This is a genomic window from Streptomyces sp. NPDC037290 (assembly GCF_055603245.1).
In genome coordinates, this window is record NZ_JBVJVZ010000002.1 from 1,069,949 (window position 1) to 1,091,049 (window position 21,101).

14 protein-coding genes are annotated in these 21,101 nt (G+C 72.6%); 9 read left to right on the forward strand and 5 right to left on the reverse strand.

What is annotated here, in order from left to right:
* Positions 1 to 99: 99 nt before the first annotated feature.
* From ACZ7HQ_RS10610 to fxsT, 3 genes are all read left to right on the forward strand, one after another.
* Positions 100 to 2,235 carry a discoidin domain-containing protein gene (locus ACZ7HQ_RS10610; RefSeq protein WP_470987078.1) on the forward strand — a complete coding sequence of 712 codons (2,136 nt, stop codon included), beginning with the start codon at positions 100 to 102 and terminating at the stop codon, positions 2,233 to 2,235.
* Between the two features lie 250 nt (positions 2,236 to 2,485).
* Positions 2,486 to 3,955: a VMAP-C domain-containing protein gene (locus tag ACZ7HQ_RS10615; protein WP_470987080.1), complete on the forward strand. Its 1,470-nt coding sequence runs from the start codon at positions 2,486 to 2,488 to the stop codon at positions 3,953 to 3,955.
* Between the two features lie 474 nt (positions 3,956 to 4,429).
* The gene (gene fxsT / locus ACZ7HQ_RS10620) at positions 4,430 to 8,488 is read left to right on the forward strand and encodes an FxSxx-COOH system tetratricopeptide repeat protein (protein ID WP_470987081.1); all 4,059 of its coding nucleotides are present in this window, start codon (positions 4,430 to 4,432) and stop codon (positions 8,486 to 8,488) included.
* A gap of 221 nt (positions 8,489 to 8,709) precedes the next feature.
* Here fxsT and ACZ7HQ_RS10625 read toward each other — a convergent pair whose 3' ends face one another.
* The 3 genes from ACZ7HQ_RS10625 to ACZ7HQ_RS10635 all read right to left on the reverse strand — a co-directional run bounded on the left by ACZ7HQ_RS10625 (position 8,710) and on the right by ACZ7HQ_RS10635 (position 11,972).
* Complete coding sequence (locus tag ACZ7HQ_RS10625) at positions 8,710 to 10,521, reverse strand: HEXXH motif domain-containing protein (RefSeq protein ID WP_470987082.1); 1,812 nt, start codon at positions 10,519 to 10,521, stop codon at positions 8,710 to 8,712.
* 17 nt (positions 10,522 to 10,538) lie between these two features.
* Positions 10,539 to 10,709 carry a hypothetical protein gene (locus ACZ7HQ_RS10630; protein ID WP_470987084.1) on the reverse strand — a complete coding sequence of 57 codons (171 nt, stop codon included), beginning with the start codon at positions 10,707 to 10,709 and terminating at the stop codon, positions 10,539 to 10,541.
* 123 nt (positions 10,710 to 10,832) lie between these two features.
* Entirely contained in the window at positions 10,833 to 11,972 is a 1,140-nt protein-coding gene (locus tag ACZ7HQ_RS10635) for an effector-associated domain 2-containing protein (protein WP_470987085.1), read from the reverse strand.
* Between the two features lie 237 nt (positions 11,973 to 12,209).
* Between ACZ7HQ_RS10635 and ACZ7HQ_RS10640 the strand changes: the two genes are divergently transcribed.
* From ACZ7HQ_RS10640 to ACZ7HQ_RS10655, 4 genes are all read left to right on the forward strand, one after another.
* Positions 12,210 to 12,380, forward strand: coding sequence for a hypothetical protein (locus ACZ7HQ_RS10640; protein WP_470987087.1), 171 nt, complete (start codon positions 12,210 to 12,212; stop codon positions 12,378 to 12,380).
* Between the two features lie 13 nt (positions 12,381 to 12,393).
* Positions 12,394 to 14,187: an HEXXH motif domain-containing protein gene (locus ACZ7HQ_RS10645; RefSeq protein ID WP_470987088.1), complete on the forward strand. Its 1,794-nt coding sequence runs from the start codon at positions 12,394 to 12,396 to the stop codon at positions 14,185 to 14,187.
* A 189-nt stretch (positions 14,188 to 14,376) separates the two neighbouring features.
* Positions 14,377 to 16,425 carry a phosphocholine-specific phospholipase C gene (locus tag ACZ7HQ_RS10650; RefSeq protein WP_470987090.1) on the forward strand — a complete coding sequence of 683 codons (2,049 nt, stop codon included), beginning with the start codon at positions 14,377 to 14,379 and terminating at the stop codon, positions 16,423 to 16,425.
* Between the two features lie 66 nt (positions 16,426 to 16,491).
* On the forward strand, positions 16,492 to 17,358 hold the full coding sequence (locus tag ACZ7HQ_RS10655) for an LURP-one-related family protein (protein ID WP_470987092.1): 867 nt from the start codon (positions 16,492 to 16,494) through the stop codon (positions 17,356 to 17,358).
* 108 nt (positions 17,359 to 17,466) lie between these two features.
* On the opposite strand, the gene ACZ7HQ_RS10660 is transcribed toward ACZ7HQ_RS10655, so the two are convergent.
* Both ACZ7HQ_RS10660 and ACZ7HQ_RS10665 read right to left on the reverse strand, forming a co-directional pair.
* Entirely contained in the window at positions 17,467 to 18,432 is a 966-nt protein-coding gene (locus ACZ7HQ_RS10660; protein ID WP_470987094.1) for a DMT family protein, read from the reverse strand.
* A complete protein-coding gene (locus ACZ7HQ_RS10665; protein ID WP_470987095.1) occupies positions 18,429 to 19,229 on the reverse strand; it encodes a phosphatase PAP2 family protein in 801 nt (266 codons plus the stop codon). The genes ACZ7HQ_RS10660 and ACZ7HQ_RS10665 overlap by 4 nt, the downstream gene beginning before the upstream one ends.
* Before the next feature lie 261 nt (positions 19,230 to 19,490).
* Here ACZ7HQ_RS10665 and ACZ7HQ_RS10670 point away from each other — a divergent pair, with 261 nt between their 5' ends.
* Entirely contained in the window at positions 19,491 to 20,135 is a 645-nt protein-coding gene (locus ACZ7HQ_RS10670; RefSeq protein ID WP_470987097.1) for a TetR/AcrR family transcriptional regulator, read from the forward strand.
* Positions 20,136 to 20,333: 198 nt separating this feature from the next.
* The coding region (locus ACZ7HQ_RS10675; RefSeq protein WP_470987099.1) for an SDR family NAD(P)-dependent oxidoreductase at positions 20,334 to 21,101 on the forward strand (768 nt) is incomplete at its 3' end.

Sequence of the window (21,101 nt, forward strand, 5' to 3'; positions counted from 1 at the left end):
AAGCACAGCGCTGTCCCCACACCCCCACTCCGAAGGGATCAGCACATGCGGAGCACCACCACCGTCACCACCGCCAGATCTGTCAGGAGCATGACTGTCATGGCGGCGACGGTCGCCCTCGCCGCCGGCATGCTCGTCGCCCTCGCCCCCGCCGCCCACGCGGCACCCGGCGCCCGCCTCCCCTTCACCTCCGTCGAGGCGGAATCGGCGACCACCACCGGCACCACGATCGGCCCGGACCACACCCAGGGCACCCTCGCCTCCGAGGCCTCCGGCCGCCAGGCCGTGCGCCTCACCTCCGGACAGCGCGTCGAGTTCACCGCACCCCAGGCGTCCAACGCCGTGAACGTCGCCTACAGCGTCCCCGACGGCCAGACGGGCACGCTCGACGTGTACGTCAACGGGGTCAAGCTGGCCAAGACCCTGACCGTCACCTCGAAGTACTCCTACATCGACACCGGCTGGATCCCCGGAGCCAGGCAGCACCACTTCTTCGACAACGCCCGGATGCTGCTCGGCCGGAGCATCCAGGCGGGCGACAAGGTCGCCTTCGAGTCCACCGGCACTCAAGTCACCCTTGACGTGGCCGACTTCGAGCAGGTCGCGGCGCCCGCCGCGCAGCCCGCCGGTTCGGTGTCCGTCGTCTCCAGGGGCGCCGACCCCAGCGGCACCGGCGACTCCACCCAGGCCTTCCGGGACGCCATCGCCGCCGCCCAGGGCGGAACGGTGTGGATCCCGCCCGGTGACTACAAGATCACCTCCTCTCTCAACGGCGTGCAGAACGTGACGCTCCAGGGCGCCGGCAACTGGTACTCGGTGGTGCACACCTCACGGTTCATCGACCAGTCCAGTTCCTCCGGAGGCGTCCGCATCAAGGACTTCGCGGTCATCGGCGAGGTCACCGAACGCGTCGACTCCAGCCCGGACAACTTCGTCAACGGCTCGCTCGGTCCTGGAAGTTCGGTGTCGGGCATGTGGATCCAGCACATGAAGGTCGGCATGTGGCTCATGGGCGACAACGACAACCTGGTCGTGGAGAACAACCGCATCCTCGACACCACCGCCGACGGCATCAACCTCAACGGCACCGCCAAGGGGGTCGTCGTGCGCAACAACTTCCTGCGCAACCAGGGTGACGACTCCCTCGCCATGTGGTCGCTGTACTCCCCGGACACGAACTCCAGCTTCGAGAACAACACGGTCTCGCAGCCCAACCTCGCCAACGGCATCGCCGTCTACGGCGGCACCGACATCTCGGTGAGGAACAACCTGGTCGCCGACACCAACGCGCTCGGCAGCGGCATCGCGATCTCCAACCAGAAGTTCCTCGACCCCTTCTCGCCGCTGTCCGGCACCATCACGGTCGACGGCAACACCCTGGTGCGCACCGGCGCGATGAACCCCAACTGGAACCATCCGATGGGCGCGCTGCGCGTCGACTCCTACGACAGCGCGATCGACGCCACCGTGAACATCACGAACACCACGATCACCGACAGCCCGTACAGCGCCTTCGAGTTCGTCTCCGGCGGCGGCCACGGTTACCCGGTGAGGAACGTCAACGTCACCGGCGCGACCGTGAGGAACACCGGCACGGTCGTCGTGCAGGCCGAGGCGCAGGGTGCGGCCACGTTCAAGAACGTCACCGCCACCCAGGTCGGGGCCGCGGGCATCTACAACTGCCCCTACCCGGCCGCCTCGGGCTCCTTCACGCTCACCGACGGCGGCGGCAACTCCGGCTGGTCGAGCACCTGGCCGGACTGCTCCACCTGGCCCCAGCCCGGCCAGGGCAACCCCGACCCCGACCCGAACCGCAACCTCGCCAAGGGCCGGCCGGCCACCGCGACCGGCTCCCAGGACGTCTACACCCCGGGCAAGGCGGTCGACGGCGACGCCACCTCCTACTGGGAGTCGGCCAACAACGCCTTCCCGCAGTCCTGGACGGTCGACCTCGGCGCGTCCTACACCGTGCGCCGCCTGGTGCTGAAGCTGCCCCCGTCCCCGGCCTGGGGCGCCCGCACCCAGACCGTCACCGTGCTCGGCAGCACCGACGGCTCGGCCTACTCCACCGTGCTGGGCGCGCGGGACTACCGCTTCGACCCGGCCACCGGCAACACGGCCACGGTCTCCCTGCCGTCCACCACGAACCTGCGTCACCTCCGCCTCACCGTCAGCGCCAACACGGGCTGGCCAGCCGGGCAGTTCAGTGAGGTGGAGGCCTATCCGGCCCCCTGAGTCCGCCCCCTGAGTCCGCCCGTGAGTCCGCCCCCTGAGACGGCGCCCCAGGGATGCGGCACAGGGCGGGCGCCCGCACCGGGACCTGGCCCGATCCCGGCGTGGGAGCACGGGCCGTCCGGCCGTCTCCGGACACGGGCCGTCCGCCGTTCGGGGTGACGGCCCGTACTCCTGCTGCCGTTTCCCGTCGCCCGGCCTTACCCTGGTCGCCACCGTCAGGGAACCGCGCAGGCTGTCTGGAGGCAACGGGGTGGGAGAGCGCAGTCTGGAACGGGTCCGCAACGAGCTGGTCGTGTCCATGGTGGACGCGCTGCAGCGGTCGGGGACGGTGAGCCAGCCGGCCGGCCGTGAGGTCTGGCTCGACCTGCTCTCCGGTGAACTGGGCCGGCGCGTGGAACCGTACACGGGGGACCGGCTGCGGCCCTGGCTGCTGAGCGTGGCGAGGGCGTGCGCCGAGGTCGGCGACGGGCTCGCGTGTCTGGTGCGGTCCGTGGAGTACGTGGAGCAGGAGTCGACGACGGTCGCGGAGCTGTGGCCGCTGGTGGACGAGTGGGAGGCCGTCGACTTCTTCCAGGTCGACCTGCGCGGGCTGCGCCCCGTACTCCAGCCGATGATCTCCATGGACCTGTCGGCGACGGCGCGCCGGGCCAGCCGGTCCCGGGTGCAGGAGCTGCCCGCCTGGTGCCGTACGGCGTGGCAGGTCTTCCTGCGACTGGCCGGGCAGAACACGCCTCCCGGTGAACTCGCGCCCAGCATGGCGTTCCTGTCGCTGTGCGCGGAGTGGCTGGTGTCGGAAGGAAGTACGGAGGCGGCGGAGCGGCTGCGCCGGTTCAACCGGGAGCAGGCCGGGCGGCTCGGGGCCGAGGCACTGCTCGCGGACTGGCAGCACGCGGAGTTCCTGCAGACCGAGCCCTCCGTGGTGCCCGCCTACCTCCTCATCCAGTTCGAGCCCGACCGCGTCGAGGCGGACCGCTACTACCTCTCGCACTGGCGCCAGTCCGACTCCGAGGGCTGGCACCCGGTGCGAGGCGAGACCGTCCACCTGCGGCGGGACGAGCTGCCCGCGGCGGTCGAGGCGCTGATCGAGGAGACCGAGGAACGGTGGGCCGATCTGCGCCAGCCGGTGTTCCTGGAGTTCGTCCTGCCGTGGGAGCTGCTGAACGAGCCCGTGGAGTGGTGGTCGAGGGAGTCCGACTCCCCGTCCCCCACGCCGCTGGCCCTCGACTATCCGGTGGTGGTGCGCAGTCTGGAGCGTCTGCAGCGGGGCGCCTGGCACAGGCCGTGGCGGGCCAAGTGGCGGCAGCTGAGCGAACGGCCGGCGGACAGCCGTTCCCACTGGAGCCGTCCCGCGCAGGAGGGGGCGTACTTCTTCCACCTGGAGCGGGAGCTGAAGGAGGACCTGCAGGCGGTCTGCCTGGTACTGAGCGAGCCGCCCGGTGACGACTCGGGGGCGGGCCGGCGCGAGGTGCTGGCCGGGCTGCGGGCGGGGGTGCCGGCGATGATCTGGCACCGCGGCGACTGCTCCGACGCGGCCTTCCGGGACGCCCTCGGGGACATACTGGAGGAGCGGAGCCTCGGCAGTCTGGAGGACCGGGTCCGCAAGTGGCGCAACAAGGCGCTGGCCGCCGGGCCGGAGGCCTGGGACGGGCACGTCGGCCGGCACCTCGCGATCCTGCTGGACGATCCGGACCGCAAACCGACACCGCCCGGTCCGGTGTAGGCCGCCGTGGACCGCCGGAGTGGGGCGCGGCCGGACGCCGGGGCCGGTCCGTCGGGCGGACCGCCCGGGGCGCGGGCGCCCGAGCCGCCGGCCGGCCTGCCCGCCGCCGAGCCGGCCGACCCGCCCGCCGTTGCGCCGGGACCTTCGGGGCGTCCGCTCCGCCGCGCTTCAAGGGGGCCTTTTCCGGCCTGCTCCATTCTGCGGCCGAGCGACGAAACGGCCGAGGAGGCACCCTTGCGCGCCATGGGGAGCGGTGCCACGCTGATACGACTGCGCGCCCATGTCCCATCGCCTCACCCGGTCTCCTTTCACCCCTTCTGGCCTGTCGTCTTGCACCTGCGACATTCCACTGACAGGGTGGGCGCGTGGTCACGCATGCCCGCGCGATGCGCCTCCCCTCCATCATCCCGGCGACCAGAGCCCCTGGACGCGCAGAGAGTGCTTATGCGGTGTGACGATGACTCACGATCAGCCATGGCACCGACTTCTGACACCGTGTCCCTGGAGGCGGCGTTCGAAGCCCTGAGCGGGCTCGCCGCCCCCGACGCCACCGGGCGCTGCGCCGTGCTGCTGGTGGTGGACCACCACGTCACCATGCGGGTGTGGGACGCGGTCGTCGACCAGCTGAAGCGTCGGCTGGCCCACTTGGCGTCCCTGGGCCCGGTGGCGACCACCGGGTTGCTGTGCTCCGACGACACCGAACCGGACCGGGTCCAGCTGGCCGATCTGCCCCCCGTCAAGGCCGGTCACCGGGTGGTGCTGGTCCTGACGGACGGCCTCGCCGCGGGCTGGCGGACGGGAGCGGTGCTGCCGCTGCTGCGGGAACTGGGCGCGATGGGCCCGCTGGCGGTGCTGCAGCTGCCGCCCCAGCGGCTGTGGTTCCGTACCGGGCTGGACGTCCACCGGATGCGGCTGCGGGCCGCGGCGCCGTGGGCACCCAACACCGAGCTGCGCTGGGAGCTGCGCACCTCGCCGCTGGAGCCCGTCGACGACGGCGACCCGGCGGGCGTGGTGCCGGTCCCCGTGCTGGAGCTGACCGAGCGGTCGCTGGCAGGCTGGGTCGACCTGGTGACCGGCCGCGGCACCGGCCGGCTGGAGACGTCGGGTGTCCGGGCGCGCGAGTGGAAGCGCCGGACGGACGCGGCGCGGGCCGTGCCGTGGATCGACGACGTGCCCGATCCCGCGAGCGGTGTACCGCCGTGGGAGCGGGTCTCGGAGTTCCGGGCGGCGGCTTCGCCCACCGCTTTCGCGCTCGCCACCAGGCTGGCGGCGGCCCCGCTGACGCCGCCGGTGATGCGGGCCGTCACCGCGTCGTTACCGGGCGCCGGTCCGGCCCACCTCAGTGAGCTGCTGATGAGCGGCCTGGTGCGACCCGCGGGCGGGGAGGCCGACCGGGCGGCCGATGTGATCTTCTCGTTCGGACCCAACATCCGCCAGGAGTTGCTGGCCCTGTCCAGGCGCCGGGACACCGTGCGGGTGCTGCACGAGGTGCGGTCACTGATGGCTGCGACGCCGGGGGACGGCGAGGACGGCGAGCCTGCCGCGACGGCGGACACCGACGCCGCCCCCATGCACGGCACCGCCGCCCCCACGGACGGCACCGACGCCGCCCCCACGCACGGCACCGGGGCCGCCGAACCCGCCGCGACCGGTACCGGCCGGCCGTACGGCGCCGATCCCCTGCCGCCCGTCACGGTGCGCAACGTCTCCGTCCTGCGGGTCGAACTGGCCGCGCTGTCCGCCCTCTCCGGGCACTTCCTCACCCGGGCCGCGCAACTGGCCCGGGCGCTCGACGAGTACGACCGCCAGCACACCGTCAGCCTGCGCAAGGGCAGCGGCGTCCGCAGGCCCGCCCGGACGGAGCGTCAGGGGCGAACCGGGCCCGCCGGCCCACCGGACCCCGCGCAGTCCGCGTCAGCCTCCCGGGGGGCCGGGACCACTTCAGGAGGAGCCACCGCCATGACCACCACACAGCAGCAGCCGATTGTGGGGGGCGGGCAGTCCACGCCGCGGGTCTGGGGCAACATCCCGCCGCGCAACCCGAACTTCACCGGCCGCGTGGATCTCCTCGAACGTCTGGGCGAACGGCTGCGCGAGGGCACGACCACCGTGCTGCCCGAGGCGATCCACGGCATGGGCGGTGTGGGCAAGACCCAGCTGGTCATCGAGTACGCCTACCGGCACCAGTCCGAGTACGACGTCGTCTGGTGGATCCCCGCCGAACGCCCCGGTCAGATCGGGCAGGCCCTGGTGGAACTGGCCCAGCGCCTCGGTCTGGTCAACAGCGCCGAGGCGAACATCGCCGGGCCCGCGGTGCGCGAGGCGTTGCGCGAGGGGCGGCCGTACTCCCGCTGGCTGCTGATCTTCGACAACGCCGACAGCCCGGAGCGGGTGCGGGAGTACTTCCCGACCGGCGGCAGCGGCACCATCCTGGTCACCTCCCGCAACCGCCGCTGGAGCGTGGTCGGCCCCTCCCTCGAGGTCGACGTCTTCACACGGGACGAGAGCAAGCAGCTGCTGCGCCGGTCCAGGGCCTACGGCGAGGAACTCACCGACCAGGACGCCGACCGCCTCGCCGAGGCCCTCGGCGACCTCCCGCTGGCCCTGGAACAGGCGGCGGCCTGGCGGGCGGAGACCGGGATGCCCGTCTCGGAGTACCTGCGGCTGTTCGAGCACAAGCGCAGCGAGCTCCTGGAGGTCTCCCCGCCCGCCGACTACCAGCTGCCGGTCGCGGCGGCCTGGAACGTCTCCCTCGACCACCTGGAGACCCGCAGCCGGACCGCGCTGCGCCTGCTCCAGCTCTGCTCCTACTTCGCGCCGGATCCGATCTCGCGTTCGATCTTCTCGGGTCTCGGAGCCTCCCAGATCGATCCCGAGCTGGACCGGGCGCTCAACGATCCGATGCGGCTGGCCCGCGCCATCCGGGAGATCAACCGCTACTCGCTCGCCCGTATCGACCACCGGACCAACTCGATCGAGATGCACCGCCTCGTGCAGGCGGTGCTGATCCACCGGATGACCCCCGAGGAACAGCAACGCATGCGCAATGGGGCTCACACACTGCTCGCCGCCGCCGACCCGAAGGGACCCAACCAGGCGGGCAACTGGCCTCGCTACGCGGAGCTGTACGGCCATGTCATCGCGTCCACGGCGGTCGAGTCCGACCAGCCGTGGGTGCGCGAGCTCGTGATGAACGTCGCCAAGTACCTGTGGTTCTGGGGTGACCACCCGGTCGCCCTGGAGTTCTCGGAGCAGGCGTGGGAGACCTGGCAGCGGCTGTTCGGGCCGGAGGACCAGCAGACCCTGCTGATGGGCTGGTGGCTGGGCTTCCTGTACCTCATGATGGGGCGCCACGACGACGCCGCGGGGGTCGTCGCCGTCCTCAAGGACGCCTACACCCGCACCGCTCCGGCCGACCAGCAGGACACCCGTGAGGACGCGCTGGTGGCCCTGAACCTCGAAGCCGCCGTGCGGCGTCACCAGGGGGACTTCGTCGCCGGTGCCCAGCTGGACGAACTGGCCTACCAGCGGGCCCTGCGCGCCTTCGGCGAGGACGACCCCACCACGCTGGTCACCTCCCACAACCTCGGGGTCAGCCTGCGGCTGGTCGGCGACTTCCAGCGCGCCCTGGAACTCGACCGGAAGACACACGTGATGAAGGTGCGGCTGTTCGGCCGCGACCACCAGCAGTCCCTGGTGACCGAGGCGAGTGTCGCCGTCGACGTGCGCGAGACGGGCAACTACGTCGGTGCGCGATCCCTGCACCAGGCCGTCGTCGACGGCTACCGCGACACCTTCGGGCCCGAGAACCCCACCACGCTGCGGAACGTGCGCCAGCTCAGCGAGGCCTGCCGCAAGGAGGGCGACCAGGTGACCGCACTGCACCTGGCACGTGAGACGTTCGACCAGTTCACCCGCCGCTACGGCGACACCCACCCGGATTCCCTGACGTCCGCGCTCGCCCTGTCGGTGGCGCTGCGGCACAACGGTGACCTGGAGAGCGCGCTGGAGCGCGGGGTGAAGGCCGCGGAGGGATTCCGCTCCGTCTTCCATCCGGACCATCCGCATGTCATGGCCGCGGACGTCGACCTCGCGGTGACCCTGCGGCTGCTGGGCCGGGTCGCGGAAGCCAGAGAGCTGGACGAGGCGGCGCTGGCTTCCCTGACCGGGCGGCTGGGGGACAGTCACCCGATCGTGCTGGCCTGCGCCATCAACCTGGCGAGTGACCTGAGCGCGCTGGGGCAGGTGGCCGAGGCCCGTGAACTGGGGGAGCGCACGGTGGCGCTGTGCCGGACCCGGCTGGGTGAGGACCACCCCACCACGCTGGTGGGCTCGGCCAATCTCTCCCTGGATCTCATCGCCCTCGGGGAGCGGGCCGAGGGCGAGACGCTGCGCGCGGACACCCTGGCCCGGATGGAACAGGTCCTGGACGAGCCGCGCCTGAGGTCGGCCGAGTCCGCCCCGCACCCGGCGACCGAACAGGCCCGGGCCCGGCGGCGCAGTGACTGCGACATCGACCCGATGCCGATGTGAGCCCACCCGCCCAGCCCGGCCGCCTTACCCGCCGGCGAGTGAGGCGGACCGGCTTGCTCGCCGGCCGGCCGGGCCAGGGTGAGAGGCCGGCTGTCCCGCTCCTGTTCGGTGCCTGCTCCGCAGCCGGGTACGGCCAGGCGGCGGGGCCGATCGTCCTGTTGCCGGGCCGCCGCGCTCGTCGGCGGAGCGGGGTCAGGGCAGTGGGGCCGGCCAGGACATGGCTATGCGCCGGGGGAGCCGAGCCACGTGGCGAGGCGGATCGGGTCGGGGGCGGTGCCGGTCACACGGAGGAGGGCCTCGTGCACGGCTCGGGCCCGCTCCGGGTGGTGGCAGAGCAGGCGGGCCGCCACCGCGTCGGTGCCCGCCAGGGCGAGGGCACGGCCGAGGCCCGCCCAGGCCCCCGCCGTGCGGTCGTCGGTCGCCAGGTGGGACACGTAGGCCTGCCGGGCCGCCGTGGCGTCACCCGCCGCCAGCAGCGCGTCCGCGGTCAGGGCGCCCGCGACTTTGGCGGCCGTCTTCTCGGCCGTGTCGGGTGAGGGCCCGTCCTCCGTGCCGGCGAGGCGGTGGCGGGCGAGCACGGACAGGCTGTCGAGCCAGCGGGCCGACGGGTCGGGCACGGTCTCCGGCTCCGCCGCCAGTGAGGCGGGAGGGGCGGCGGTTCCGTCCAGCCACGCGCGGACGGCGGCGTCGACCGCGGGCGCGGGAGGCTGCCGGTGATGGACGCGCCAACGGGCGAGGCGGTCCTGCGCACACAGCCGGGCCAGCGCCAGGCAGTGCCCGGGTACCGGCTCGGACCGCCACCGCGCGGCCCGGTCGCGCAGCGTCTCGAGCAGTGCCGCGCCGAGCGGGGTGAAGCGCGGGTGACGGTGTATCTGCTCCATCGCCGTGCTCACATGGATGCGCCACAGGGCGAACTCGAAGTGCGCCAGGGCGTTGTCCTCCGGCGCGGTGGCACGGTGCCTGCGCCAGAACGCGGTGATCCCCATGAACGCGTAGACACCCTGGAGCAGTCCGTCGAGCGGCCGCGGATCGTCCCGCCAGGGGGCGTACCACAGTTGCGGGGACGCACTGGTGTCGTGGGTCAGCAGCGGGGTCAGGTGCAGTAGGCCGCCGAGCTTCGTGTGCTGGAACTCGTGCACGAGGGTGGCCGCCAGCTGGGTGGCGTCGTCCGGTTCCGAGGCCTCGATACCGCCGAACGCGTCCCCGGACGTGACGCTACGCGGCCGAAACCTTTCCCTTGCGGCTGTCGGAGTCAGCGAGAGCCAGCTCCGGCGCATCGCGTCCGCCGTGGCGGGCTGCTCGTCGAGCAGCAGGGCCCAGGCCTTTTCCAGGAACTCCCGCCACAGTGCCGCGGCCTCGTCGGACAGCGGATGGGGCTCGGTCGGTGGTGGATACGTCCGGTAGGGGTCCGAGTCGTCCAGGGCGATGTCGAGCCGCCGGCCCTCGGGCCCGACGACGAGCCGGCGCACGGGGTGCCAGCCGGGGCCCGGCGACCCCGGCGGAAGCGGTACGGCGACCGTGGCGCCGGGCACCTCCAGCACGGCCTTTCCGCCCTCCGCCCGCACGGTGGCCGTCGCCCAGGGTTCACCTGCCGGCAGCACCGCGCAGCCGAGCGTCGGCAGGGGCACCCGGCCGTGCCGTACCGGCACGTCGACGGTGAAGTCCAGACCGGCACGCAGTCCCGCCGTGGCGGCGAGGGCGCGGGCATGGCCGAGCACCACCCACAGCGGCGGCTCGTCCGCGGCTGCCGTACCGCGGAGCCGGCGCAGTACGGTGGCCAGCCACATGCCCGTCTGGGGGTACATCAGCAGGTCCTCGACGACCTGGGGAGCATGGCGCTGCGCCCGGCTGATCAGGTCCCAGGCGGGGCCGAGGTCGGTGATGTCGTCGAGCATCCGTAACAGCAGCAGCCGGCGGCTGCGTTCGGCCCGCAGGAGGAAGTCCAGGGTTTCCGGGCCGCCCTCGCCCCGTATCAGCTCCGTGACGCCGGCGGCGGGCAGGCGATGATGTGGCAGGGTGGAATCAGCACGCACGAGCGGCCCCGAGCGCGTCAGTCGAAGCGCACTTCCCCGCCGTCGAGTGTGCTGACGCTGGCCAGATGGTGGTCGATCTGTGGCAGCAACTCCCGTACCGACGGCGCGAGAACGCGGTCGTCAATGGAGCGCAGCGTTTCAAGAGATACCCCCGCGAGATCGACCAGGCTGGACTCCACGTCGGACACAGTCGGCTCCATGGCGGCCAAACCCCTTCCCCCGGCTGTGTTTGGATGCTGGCTGCTCACATCCTCCTCATCATGACCCGCCGCACGGTCTGCGAAACCCCGCGCTCAGCCGGGCGCGCGATATCAGGTCACCGCGTCCGGGTCGCGCCGGTGGCGCCGGGACAGGGCCGACGCGGCCTGGTCCAGCAGCGCCACCCCGGCCGAGTCCCCCTCCAACAGCCGTACGGCTTCAAGGAGTTGGTCCAGGCTGCCCGGGTAGCGCAGACAGGTGCGCAGGATCCCGAACACGTCCGGCCGCAGGGCGGGCGAGCGGGGGCTCATCGCGGCGACCGACGGGTCGATGCCGGACAGCACCAGGTCGAGCGCGGTGCGGTTGGCCACGGCCGGCAGCCTCACCAACGCGTCCGCCAGCGCGCCGAGTTCGCCGAGCCGGAGGTCGGAGGGAAGATGGGCGAGCGTGGCGGCGGGCGGAGCGGCCCCGGTGACCTCCTCCCGCCGGGAGAGGCCGGCCGGGGACGGGGGCAGGCCGGCGCACGTGTGCAGGGTGGCCAGCTCGGACGCGCCCAGCAGCGGGTACCAGCGGCTCACCCGGACGGCCGCGAGCCGGCCCAGCCCGTCCGCGGGATGGTGCGCGCTGATCAGGCCGACCAGCCGCCCGTCGTGCCACACGGCCGCCCCTGACATGCCCTCCCAGGGCGAGCGCCGCGGGTCCGGGTCGGCGGCCGGCGGGGTGACCACCAACTCCAGCGTGCCCTCACGGCGGTTGGACAGGACCGAGGTGAGGCCGTGCGCATGGCAGGAGTCGCGGTACTGCGAGGGTGAACCGTCGTCCAGCAGCCGCATCAGGTCCCTGCGCAGCTTGAAGCGGGGGAAGCCCAGCGCGCTCCACGGCAGGTGCAGGTCCGCGTCCGGCAGGTCGCCGTAGACCGGGTGGTCCACCGCTGCCGCGTGCTCGCCTGGCGGCGGCGTGCCGGTGATTTCGAGGAGCGCCACGTCCGCCTCGTCACAGGCGAGGGCGACCCTGGCCGGCGCGGTCCACTCGGCGGGGCGGTCGGCCTCGAACCTGACCCGCACGGCGTCCTCCGCCGCACCCCGCACGACGTGCGCGGCCGTGAGCACCCAGCCCGGACCCGCCCGGTAGCCGGAGCCGCGCCGGCCGGGGCCCCGGGCGTCACCGGTCGCCCGGACCATCACCTCCGCCACCCGGAGCGGGTCCAGACCGGGGCGGCCGTCCGGCTCCGGCACCGGGCTCAGCCCGTCCACCCCAAAAGCGCCTCCCGGCAAGCCAATTCCGCGGTGCGACAAAAGAGTTCAGTCACGTTCGCGTTCTACCCGCAGGGCGTCGGGGATCACTCATTTCGGGTGGGTTTCCGTGCGGCGGCCGTGACGTGTGGGGTCGATGCTCTAGAGTCGATCAAGTCGTCTGAATACCGCTGAAAGGTGGTATTCAGTCACATTCTTCGTCGGATGCCAGTCAAGGCAACACACAGGGACAGCGCGATGCAGATGCCGGGAGTCGAGTCCGAGCTGGTTGACCTCAGTGGCGTTCGACTGGACGACTGGCCCGGGCTGGAACTGCCGCCGTCCGACGCCTCCATGAGCCGGCTGCTCAGCCGGATCGACGACGGCGAAGGCAGTTACGGCGGCTACCAGCCGCCGCGCGAGGCCTAGAGGGACCGCCTCGGTGAGCCACCCGACCGCCCCGCCCCACGTCCTGCCCGCCGCCGCCTTCGATGAACTGCTCCGCGGTGCCGGAGGCCCGGACACCGTGACCGGCCTCCGGGCGAGCGAGCGCAGCTGGCGGCTGCTCGTCATCCGCGCGGTGCTGGACGCCGCGCGGCCACCGGCCCCCGCCGGCCCGTTGCCACCGGCCGCCGAGGGCCCGTTGCCACCGGTCTCCGACGCCTGGCAGCTGTTCGTCCGGGCCCGGGCGGCCGACCCGGCCGCGGCCGAGCGGGTGCTGGCCTACCCCGCGACCGGTGCCTGGGCCGCCCACACCCTGCGCCGGCTGCGCGGCACCGCCCGGGACGACGCGCCGGTGTGGGTGCACACCGGCCACCTCCACGCCCTCGCGGCGAGTGCGGCGGTCCTGGCCGGGCTGGAGTTCCGCGCGGACGTACCGGTGCGGCGCGGATGGGTGGTGCTGCCCTGCCTCGGGGCCGTACGGCTGGACGGCGACGGCAGCGACCGGGACACCGCCGCTGCGCACGACGGCGCAGCCGCATGGTCGACGGCCGAGGTGCGTGCCGTCGCAGGGGGGCACGTCACCGTCGCCGGACGGCCCGTCCCCGGTCCGGGCTGGCACCCCCTCACCGAACTGGCCGCCGACGGCTGCACCCTGGTGCTCGACGACCTCGACCCCTACCGCACCCTGCGCACCCCCACCGCGCCCCAGCCGCTCCCCACCGCCGGCGACTGGCGGGAGCTGTTCGGCGGGGCCTGGGAGGTGCTGAGGGAGACCGGGGCCGAGGAGGCCCGGGCGATCGCGCGCGGGCTGGCCGTGGTCGTACCCCGGCCGCGCGCCGAGCGGTACCGGCCGCACAGTGCCTCCTCCGGGGACGCCTTCGGTGCGGCGCTGGCGTCCGTGCCCGACGACGCCGAGCAGTTCGCCTCGACGCTGGTGCACGAGTTCCAGCACAACAAACTCAGCGCGCTCATGCACCTGTTCACCCTCCACGAGGACACCGGTGAACCGCGGTACTACGCGCCCTGGCGTGACGACCCGCGCCCGCTCGGCGGCCTGCTGCAGGGCGTGTACGCCTTCCACGGTGTCACCCGGTTCTGGCGCCGTCGCCGTCATCCGCTCGGGCGCTTCGAGTTCGCCCTGTGGCGGACCCAGACCGCGCACGCCCTGCGTTCCGTCGCGGCCGCGCCCCACCTCACCGATCTGGGGAGCAGGCTGGTGGCAGAGCTGACCGGAACGCTCCAGCCCTGGCTCGCCGAGCCGGTCGACGTCCGCGCTCTGGCCGCCGCCGAACTCGCCGCCGCCGACCACCGGGCGACCTGGCGGGCGTATCATCTGCGGCCCGATCCGGACGCGGTCCGCGGGTACGCCGAGGCTCTCGCCGGCGGGGGTCCGCTTCCCCACGACCCGCCCGCCTGCCGCCTCGTGCCCGGTCGTCCCGTGCGGGGCCTGGACACCCGCGCGGTTCTGCTGCGCCGCCTGCTGACCGACCCCGAGGGCGTCCACCGTCTCGGTGGTGCTCCGGGCGCCGTCGTCGAGGGCGCGCGCCCCGAGGACGTCGCCCTCGTCGCGGGCCGGACGGGGGAGGCCCTCGACGCCTTCCGGAGCCGGATCGTCCGGGGCGACGGCGACCCGGAGACCTGGACCGGACTCGCCCTCGCCGCCCGAGCGACCGGCGACCCCGGCGGCGAGGCCCTCCTCGCCGCACCCGAACTCGCCATGGCCCTGTACGCGCGGACGCGGCGGGACCCGCTGGAACTGGGCCGCACCCTCGCGCGGCAGGACGCCCGGTAGTTCCGCGGGCCCCCGAGGCGGGTGCGCCACGGAAGGTGCCGTACGGTGCGCACCTCACGGACCGCCGAGTTTCACACGAGAGCCACCGGACCCTTCCCTGACGTTTGCTGCTCTTGGAACACTCGCTCCGCGCAGATTCCGTCATGTGACGGCATCACGTACGTCTGTTACGAGAGGACCCTCACCGACATGCCCGAAGTGAACCGGCGCCGCTTCCTCCAACTCGCGGGCGCCACCACGGCGTTCACCGCGCTGTCCAGCAGCATCCAGCGCGCGGCCGCCCTTCCCGCGCACCACCGCACCGGGACGGTCCAGGACGTCGAGCACATCGTCGTCCTCATGCAGGAGAACCGATCCTTCGACCATTATTTCGGCACGCTCCGAGGCGTCCGCGGCTTCGGTGACCCCCGTTCCGTCACGCAGAACGGCCGGTCGGTCTGGAAGCAGTCCGACGGCACGAAGGACGTCCTGCCCTTCCACCCGGACGCCGACGACCTGGGTCTGGCCTTCATCCAGGACCTGCCGCACGGCTGGCAGGACACGCATGCGGCCTTCAACGGGGGCAAGTACGACAATTGGGTCCCGGCCAAGGGCACCACGAGCATGGCGTACCTGACCCGCAAGGACATCCCGTTCCACTACGCGCTCGCCGACGCCTTCACCGTCTGCGACGCCTACCACTGCTCGTTCATGGGCTCGACCGACCCGAACCGCTACTACATGTGGACGGGTTACGTCGGCAACGACGGCAAGGGCGGCGGCCCGGTCCTCGGCAACGACGAGAAGGGTTACGGCTGGACGACGTACCCGGAGCGTCTGGAGAAGGCCGGGGTGTCCTGGAAGATCTACCAGGACGTCGGCGACGGCCTGGACGCCGCCGCCGGCTGGGGCTGGATCAACGACGCCTACCGCGGCAACTACGGCGACAACTCGCTGCTGTACTTCAACCAGTACCGGGATGCCAAGCCCGGCGACCCGCTGTACGACAAGGCCCGCACCGGCACCGACGCCAAGAAGGGCGAGGGCTTCTTCGACCGGCTGAAGGTCGACGTCAAGGGCGGCAAGCTGCCGCAGGTGTCCTGGATCGTCGCCCCTGAGGCCTTCACCGAGCACCCCAACTGGCCCGCCAACTACGGCGCCTGGTACGTCGCCCAGGTCCTGGACGCGCTCACCGCCAACCCCGAGGTGTGGGGCAAGACGGCACTGTTCATCACCTACGACGAGAACGACGGCTTCTTCGACCACGTGGTCCCGCCCTTCCCGCCGGCCTCCGGCGCCCAGGGCAGGTCGAGCGTGGACCCCTCGCTCGACCTGTACAAGGGCGACGCGAGCCATGCCGCAGGCCCCTACGGTCTCGGCCAGCGCGTGCCGATGCTGGTGGTCTCGCCCTGGAGCAAGGGCGGTTACGTCTGCTCCGAAACCTTCGACCACACCTCGATCATCCGGTTCATCGAGCGCCGCTTCGGCGTGCACGAGCCGAACGTCTCGCCCTGGCGCCGCGCCGTCACGGGTGACCTGACCAGTGCCTTCGACTTCTCCCGCAAGGACGCCAAGCCGGTCGCGCTGCCGTCCACGGCCGCTTACGAGCCGCGGGACCGCAACCGTCACCCCGACTACGTGCCGAAGCCGCCCGCGCACCCGTCCCTGCCCAAGCAGGAGCGCGGCAGCCGGCCCACCCGCCCGCTGAAGTACGCCCCGGCGGTGGACGCTTCCGCCGACACGGCGGCCGGTACCCTCACGCTCACGTTCGCCTCGGGGGCGCACGCGGGCGCCGGCTTCCTCGTGACCTCCGGCAACCGCACCGACGGCCCCTGGACCTACACCACCGCGGCAGGTACGTCCCTCTCCGACACCTGGAACTCCGCCTACTCCGGCGGCGTGCACGACCTCGCCGTGCACGGGCCCAACGGATTCCTGCGCGTCTTCAAGGGCAGGGGGAAGGCGGCGGGCCCGGAGGCGACCGCGCGGCACGTGGGCGACCACCTGGAACTCACCTTCACCAACAAGGGTTCCGGCACGGTGAAGCTGAAGCTCGTCAACGGCTACGGCGGCAGCCCGGCCACGGTGACCGTACGGCCCGGCGCGACCGTCAGGCACACCGTCGACCTCACGGCGAGCAGGCGCTGGTACGACGTGACGGTCACCAGTGACGCCGACCCGGCCTTCCTGCGCGGCTTCGCCGGCCACGTCGAGAACGGGAACCCCGGCGTGAGCGACCCCGCCATCGCGACGCAGTGAGCGGGCGATGAGGACCGCTCCGTGCGGACTGGTCAGGTACCGGTCACATCAGGGTAGTGTGCCCCGGTGACCACGCAATCGAACACTCCGGCAGGCTGGTACCCGGATCCGCACGGAGCCCCGCAGACGCTCCGCTACTGGGACGGCGCGCAGTGGACCCAGCACACCAACCCGGCCCAGGCGCCCGCCGGTCAGGTACCCCCGCAGCAGGCCGTCCCGCAGCAGCAGGCCGCCCCCCAGCAGTACGCCGCTCCGCAGCAGCAGGTCGCCGACGCCAAGGTGCAGCGCCAGGTGCAGCAGCAGGCCGGCGTCGCGGCCGGGGGCCCCGGCGGCGGCACCCTCTTCACCGAGCCGGTCCTGGTGGTGAACCAGAAGGCCAAGCTGATCGAGGTGACCAACGAGTACAAGGTCATGGATCAGAACGGCCGCGAGCTCGGCTCGGTCACCGAGGTCGGCCAGGGCGTGCTGCGGAAGATCTTCCGTTTCGTCTCCAGCTGGGACCAGTTCCTGACCCACAAGCTGGAGATCCGCGACGCCTACGGCCAGCCGCAGCTGCTGCTGACCCGGCCCGCGAAGATCTTCAAGTCCCGGGTGATCGTGACGCGCCCGGACGGCTCGCAGGTCGGTGAGATCGTCCAGCAGAACATGATCGGGAAGATCAACTTCGCGATGAACGCGAACGGCCAGCAGGTCGGCGCGATCAAGGCGGAGAACTGGCGGGCGTGGAACTTCGCGATCGTCGACCACGCCGACAACGAGGTCGCCCGGATCACCAAGACCTGGGAAGGCCTTGCCAAGACGCTCTTCACGAGCGCGGACAACTACGTCCTGCAGATCCACTACCAGCTGCCCGAGCCGCTGCTGAGCCTCGTGGTGGCGACGGCCCTGACCGTCGACACCGCGCTCAAGCAGGACTCGCGGGGCTGGAACTGAGCGGTCCCCGACGGGGAGAACAGGACACGGGGAGTACGGCGACGGCGGCCGGTGCACGCGAAACCCGCGCGCACCGGCCGCCGTCGTGTGTCCATGGAGCCGGGGTGGTCAGAGCGAGGTGAGGTGTCCGGGCTGCTCCGGCTGCCGTGGCACCAGCGCCGGCTCGGCGGTCGCCGTGCCCGGTTCCAGCGCCAGCACCGCGGCCACGGGGTGGTCGTCGTCCTCGAGTACCGGCTGCACCGGTGGCACCGGGTGCACGGTGACCCGGGTGAGCAGGACCACCCCCCAGGACGCCGCACCCGCTCCGGCGAGGGCCAGCAGCACGCCGGCCGGGCCGCCCCTGAGGCCCTGGCCGAGCAGGGTCAGGCCGATGCCGGCGGCGGCCACCGGGTTGGCGAGGGTGACCACGGCCAGCGGCGCGCCGAGGCCGCCGCGGTAGGCGGTCTGGGACAGCAGCAGCCCGCCGACGGCGAACGCGGCGACAAGCACGGCGACGACGATCACCTCGGTGCCCGGTACCCGGCCCGTGCGGTCGGTTGCCGCCACGGTCACCGTCTGCGTGAGCGCGGAGGCGACGCCCGAGGCGAAGCCGGACGCCGCCGCGTGCCTGAGGCCCGGCCGGGCGCCGGGCCGGGAGAGCACGCCGATGGCGGCAGCGGTCGTACCGGCGACCGCCAGTGCCCCGGGCAGGGTCAGCACCCGCGCGGGCGCCGGACCGGAGGCGGTGACGAGCAGTGCGGCGAGGCCGAGCAGCGTCAGCGCCGTCCCCCGCCACTCCGCCGTGCTGACCCGGCGCCCGGCCGCCCGCGCCCCGAGCGGTACGGCCGCGACCAGGGTGAGCGCGCCCAGCGGCTGGACGAGGGTGAGCGGGCCGTACCTGAGGGCGACGACGTGCAGCAGGGCGGCGCCGGCGTTCAGGCCGACCGCCGACCACCACGCGCCGGTGGTGAGCAACCGCGGCAGCCCGGTGTCCGTGGTGCGGGCGGCGAGGCGTTCCTGGGCGACGGCGGCCAGCGCGTAGGCGACGGCCGAGACGAGGGAGAGGACGACGGCGGTCAGGGCGGCGGCGTTCATCGGCCCGCTCCCGCCAGGACGCTCTCGCGCGGCGCGAGCCGGCCGGTGCCGCGGTCCGCCGTGGTGGCCGTCCGGCGCGGCGGATGGATCACGGCGAGGGCGATGCCGAGCATGGCCGTCGCGACGATCGCGTCCAGCCAGTAGTGGTTCGCCGTGCCCACGATCACCAGCAGGGTGATCAGCGGGTGCAGCAGCCACAGCGGGCGCCACCGGGACCGGGTGGCCACGATCAGGCCGATCGCCACCATCAGGGCCCAGCCGAAGTGCAGCGACGGCATCGCCGCGAACTGGTTGGACAGGTGGTCGCTGGACGGCGGGCCGTACACGGACGGGCCGTAGAGGCGGGCGGTGTCCACCAGGCCGTCGCCGGTCAGCATCCGCGGCGGAGCCAGCGGGAAGGTGAACGGCAGCACCAGCGCGGCCGTGGTGACGACCGCGAGGACCCTGCGGGCCCACACGTAGTGCGCGGGCCGCCGGAGGTACAGCCAGACCAGGAAGGCGAGCGTCGCCGGGAAGTGCACGGTGGCGTAGTAGGTGTTCGCGAGGTGGACGAGGGTGTCGCCGTGCAGCAGTGCGGACTGCACGGCGTTCTCGTGGGGGAGGTGCAGCGCGCGTTCCAGGTCCCACACGCGGTGGGCGTTGTGGAACGCGTTCGCGGTGTGCCCGGTGGCCAGTTGCCGGCCGAGCTTGTAGACGAGGAAGAGCCCCGCGACCAGCAGAAGCTCACGTATCAGTGCCGGACGCGCGGTGGCGTCCGGCTCCGCTTCTGCCTCTGCAGGCTCGGTTCGGGCAGTCATCCCCCGGCCCCTTCGCTGACGTGCTGAGTGTGGTGGTGCGTCTGGTGGTGCGTCTGAGCCCCGGCCGTGGCCCCAAGCTCATCGATACGTCCTCGTACCGATACGCCAGTGTACCGATACGGCTGAGTACCGGTACACTGGCGTATCGATTGATGTGCGACACACTGGAGACAGGGTCGGCGGCCCCGCTCGAGCGCTGCTCCAGTGGGCCGCACCGGACGACCCGCCGGACGCCGGACCACGAGTGAGGGGAAGCAGCACATGACGTCGCAGGCCGCGGAGGGACCGGAGACGGTCGTCGCCTCGCGCCGCTCCAAGATCACGCCGGAGCGTGAGCGGGAGTTCTTCGACGCCGTGCTGGAGCAGATCCGCGAGTGCGGCTACGAGTCGGTCACCATGGAGGGCGTCGCCGCCAGCACCCGCTGCAGCAAGTCCACGCTCTACCGGCAGTGGAAGACCAAGCCCCAGTTCGTCGCGGCCGCGCTGCGGGCCAGCCGCCGGGTGCGGTTCGCGGGCATCGACACCGGATCCCTCGCCGAGGACCTGCGCCAGGCCGCGCGGGCCGCGGGCGACTGGTCCGGCAAGGACACCAAGCTGCTGCAGGCGCTCGGGCACGCCGTGACGGCGGACCACGAACTGGCTCAGGCGCTGCGCGAGGCGCTGGTGCATCCGGAGATCGCCGCGTTGCAGGAGATGCTCGCGCGGGGTGTGGCCCGGGGCGAGGTGCGAGCGGGCCATCCGGCCCTGGAGTACATCCCCGCGATGATGTTCGGCGTGCTGCGCGTCCGGCCCGTGCTCAGCGGCCAGTACGCCGACGCCGACTACCTGCTCCGGTTCGTGGAGGCCACCGTGCTGCCCGCGCTCGGGCTGACCGAAGACCCAGGCCGCCGTTCACGGGATGACTGAACGGTGACCTGCTCGCGCCGCACCGTGGGGACGGGGGCGGCGCACCGCCCGGCCGGCCGGTGACCTCTGCAAAGGTCACCGGCCGGTCGTGTATCCGCCCCCTGTCACGACCCGGCCCCCGTCCGCTCCGCCAAACCAAACAAGTGCTTGGTAGATTTCGACGCAGGAGGCCCGACCACGGACGAGCAGCCCCACGCGATGGACTTCACCGGACGGGCCGTGCTCGTCACCGGCGGCACCAGGGGCCCGGGGGCCACGATCGCGAGAGCCTTCCTGGCGAGCGGCGCGGACGTCATGGTCCGCGGACGCTCGACTCCGGCCGCCCTGCCGTCGACGGGCGGGCGCGAGGCCGGTTTCCGGGTGGCAGACCTGCGGGATCCGGTAAAGGTGGTCGCGCTCAACCTCCTCGCCCCCTTCCACACGGCCCAGGCGGCGAACCTGGCGATGCGGGAGCAGCCGGACGGCGGGAGCGTGATCAATATCGGCAGCGTCTCCGCCCACACCCCGCAGCCGGGCACCGCCGCCTACTCCGCCGCCAAGGCGGGCCCATGTGGCGCGGGCCTGCCTCTGGCCGGCATGCGACCTCTCCTCGTACGTCAACGGCGCCGACCTCGCCGTACACGGAGGCGGCGAGATCCCGGCCAGGTACACGGCCACCCACCGCCCCACATCCCTTTAATAGTCACCTTGACTCTAATCAGGCTCACCCTTTATCGTCTTCATGACGAAATCAAGGGGGTCCTCATCATGGCCGACATCACCCGGCGCTTCGGCTGGCGCCACCTGCGCTCCGCGCCCACCGCCCACATCCGCCACCACAAGCGCGGCAATCTGGCCCACGACGGGCAGGGGCTCAGCTTCTGGTACCGGTCGCTGTCGGCGGCGCTGTCCGAGGTGCCGGTCGACGACCGGGAGCTCGCCATGGCGTTCCACGCCCGTACGGCCGACTTCCAGGACGTCACCGTC

Coding starts and splice junctions, on each gene's coding strand:
- ACZ7HQ_RS10665 (WP_470987095.1), bottom strand. CDS start 19,229: ATGACTGCCCGAACCGAGCCTGCAGAGGCAGAAGCGGAGCCGGACGCC.
- ACZ7HQ_RS10640 (WP_470987087.1), top strand. CDS start 12,210: ATGCAGATGCCGGGAGTCGAGTCCGAGCTGGTTGACCTCAGTGGCGTT.
- ACZ7HQ_RS10650 (WP_470987090.1), top strand. CDS start 14,377: ATGCCCGAAGTGAACCGGCGCCGCTTCCTCCAACTCGCGGGCGCCACC.
- ACZ7HQ_RS10660 (WP_470987094.1), bottom strand. CDS start 18,432: ATGAACGCCGCCGCCCTGACCGCCGTCGTCCTCTCCCTCGTCTCGGCC.
- fxsT (WP_470987081.1), top strand. CDS start 4,430: ATGGCACCGACTTCTGACACCGTGTCCCTGGAGGCGGCGTTCGAAGCC.
- ACZ7HQ_RS10670 (WP_470987097.1), top strand. CDS start 19,491: ATGACGTCGCAGGCCGCGGAGGGACCGGAGACGGTCGTCGCCTCGCGC.
- ACZ7HQ_RS10610 (WP_470987078.1), top strand. CDS start 100: ATGGCGGCGACGGTCGCCCTCGCCGCCGGCATGCTCGTCGCCCTCGCC.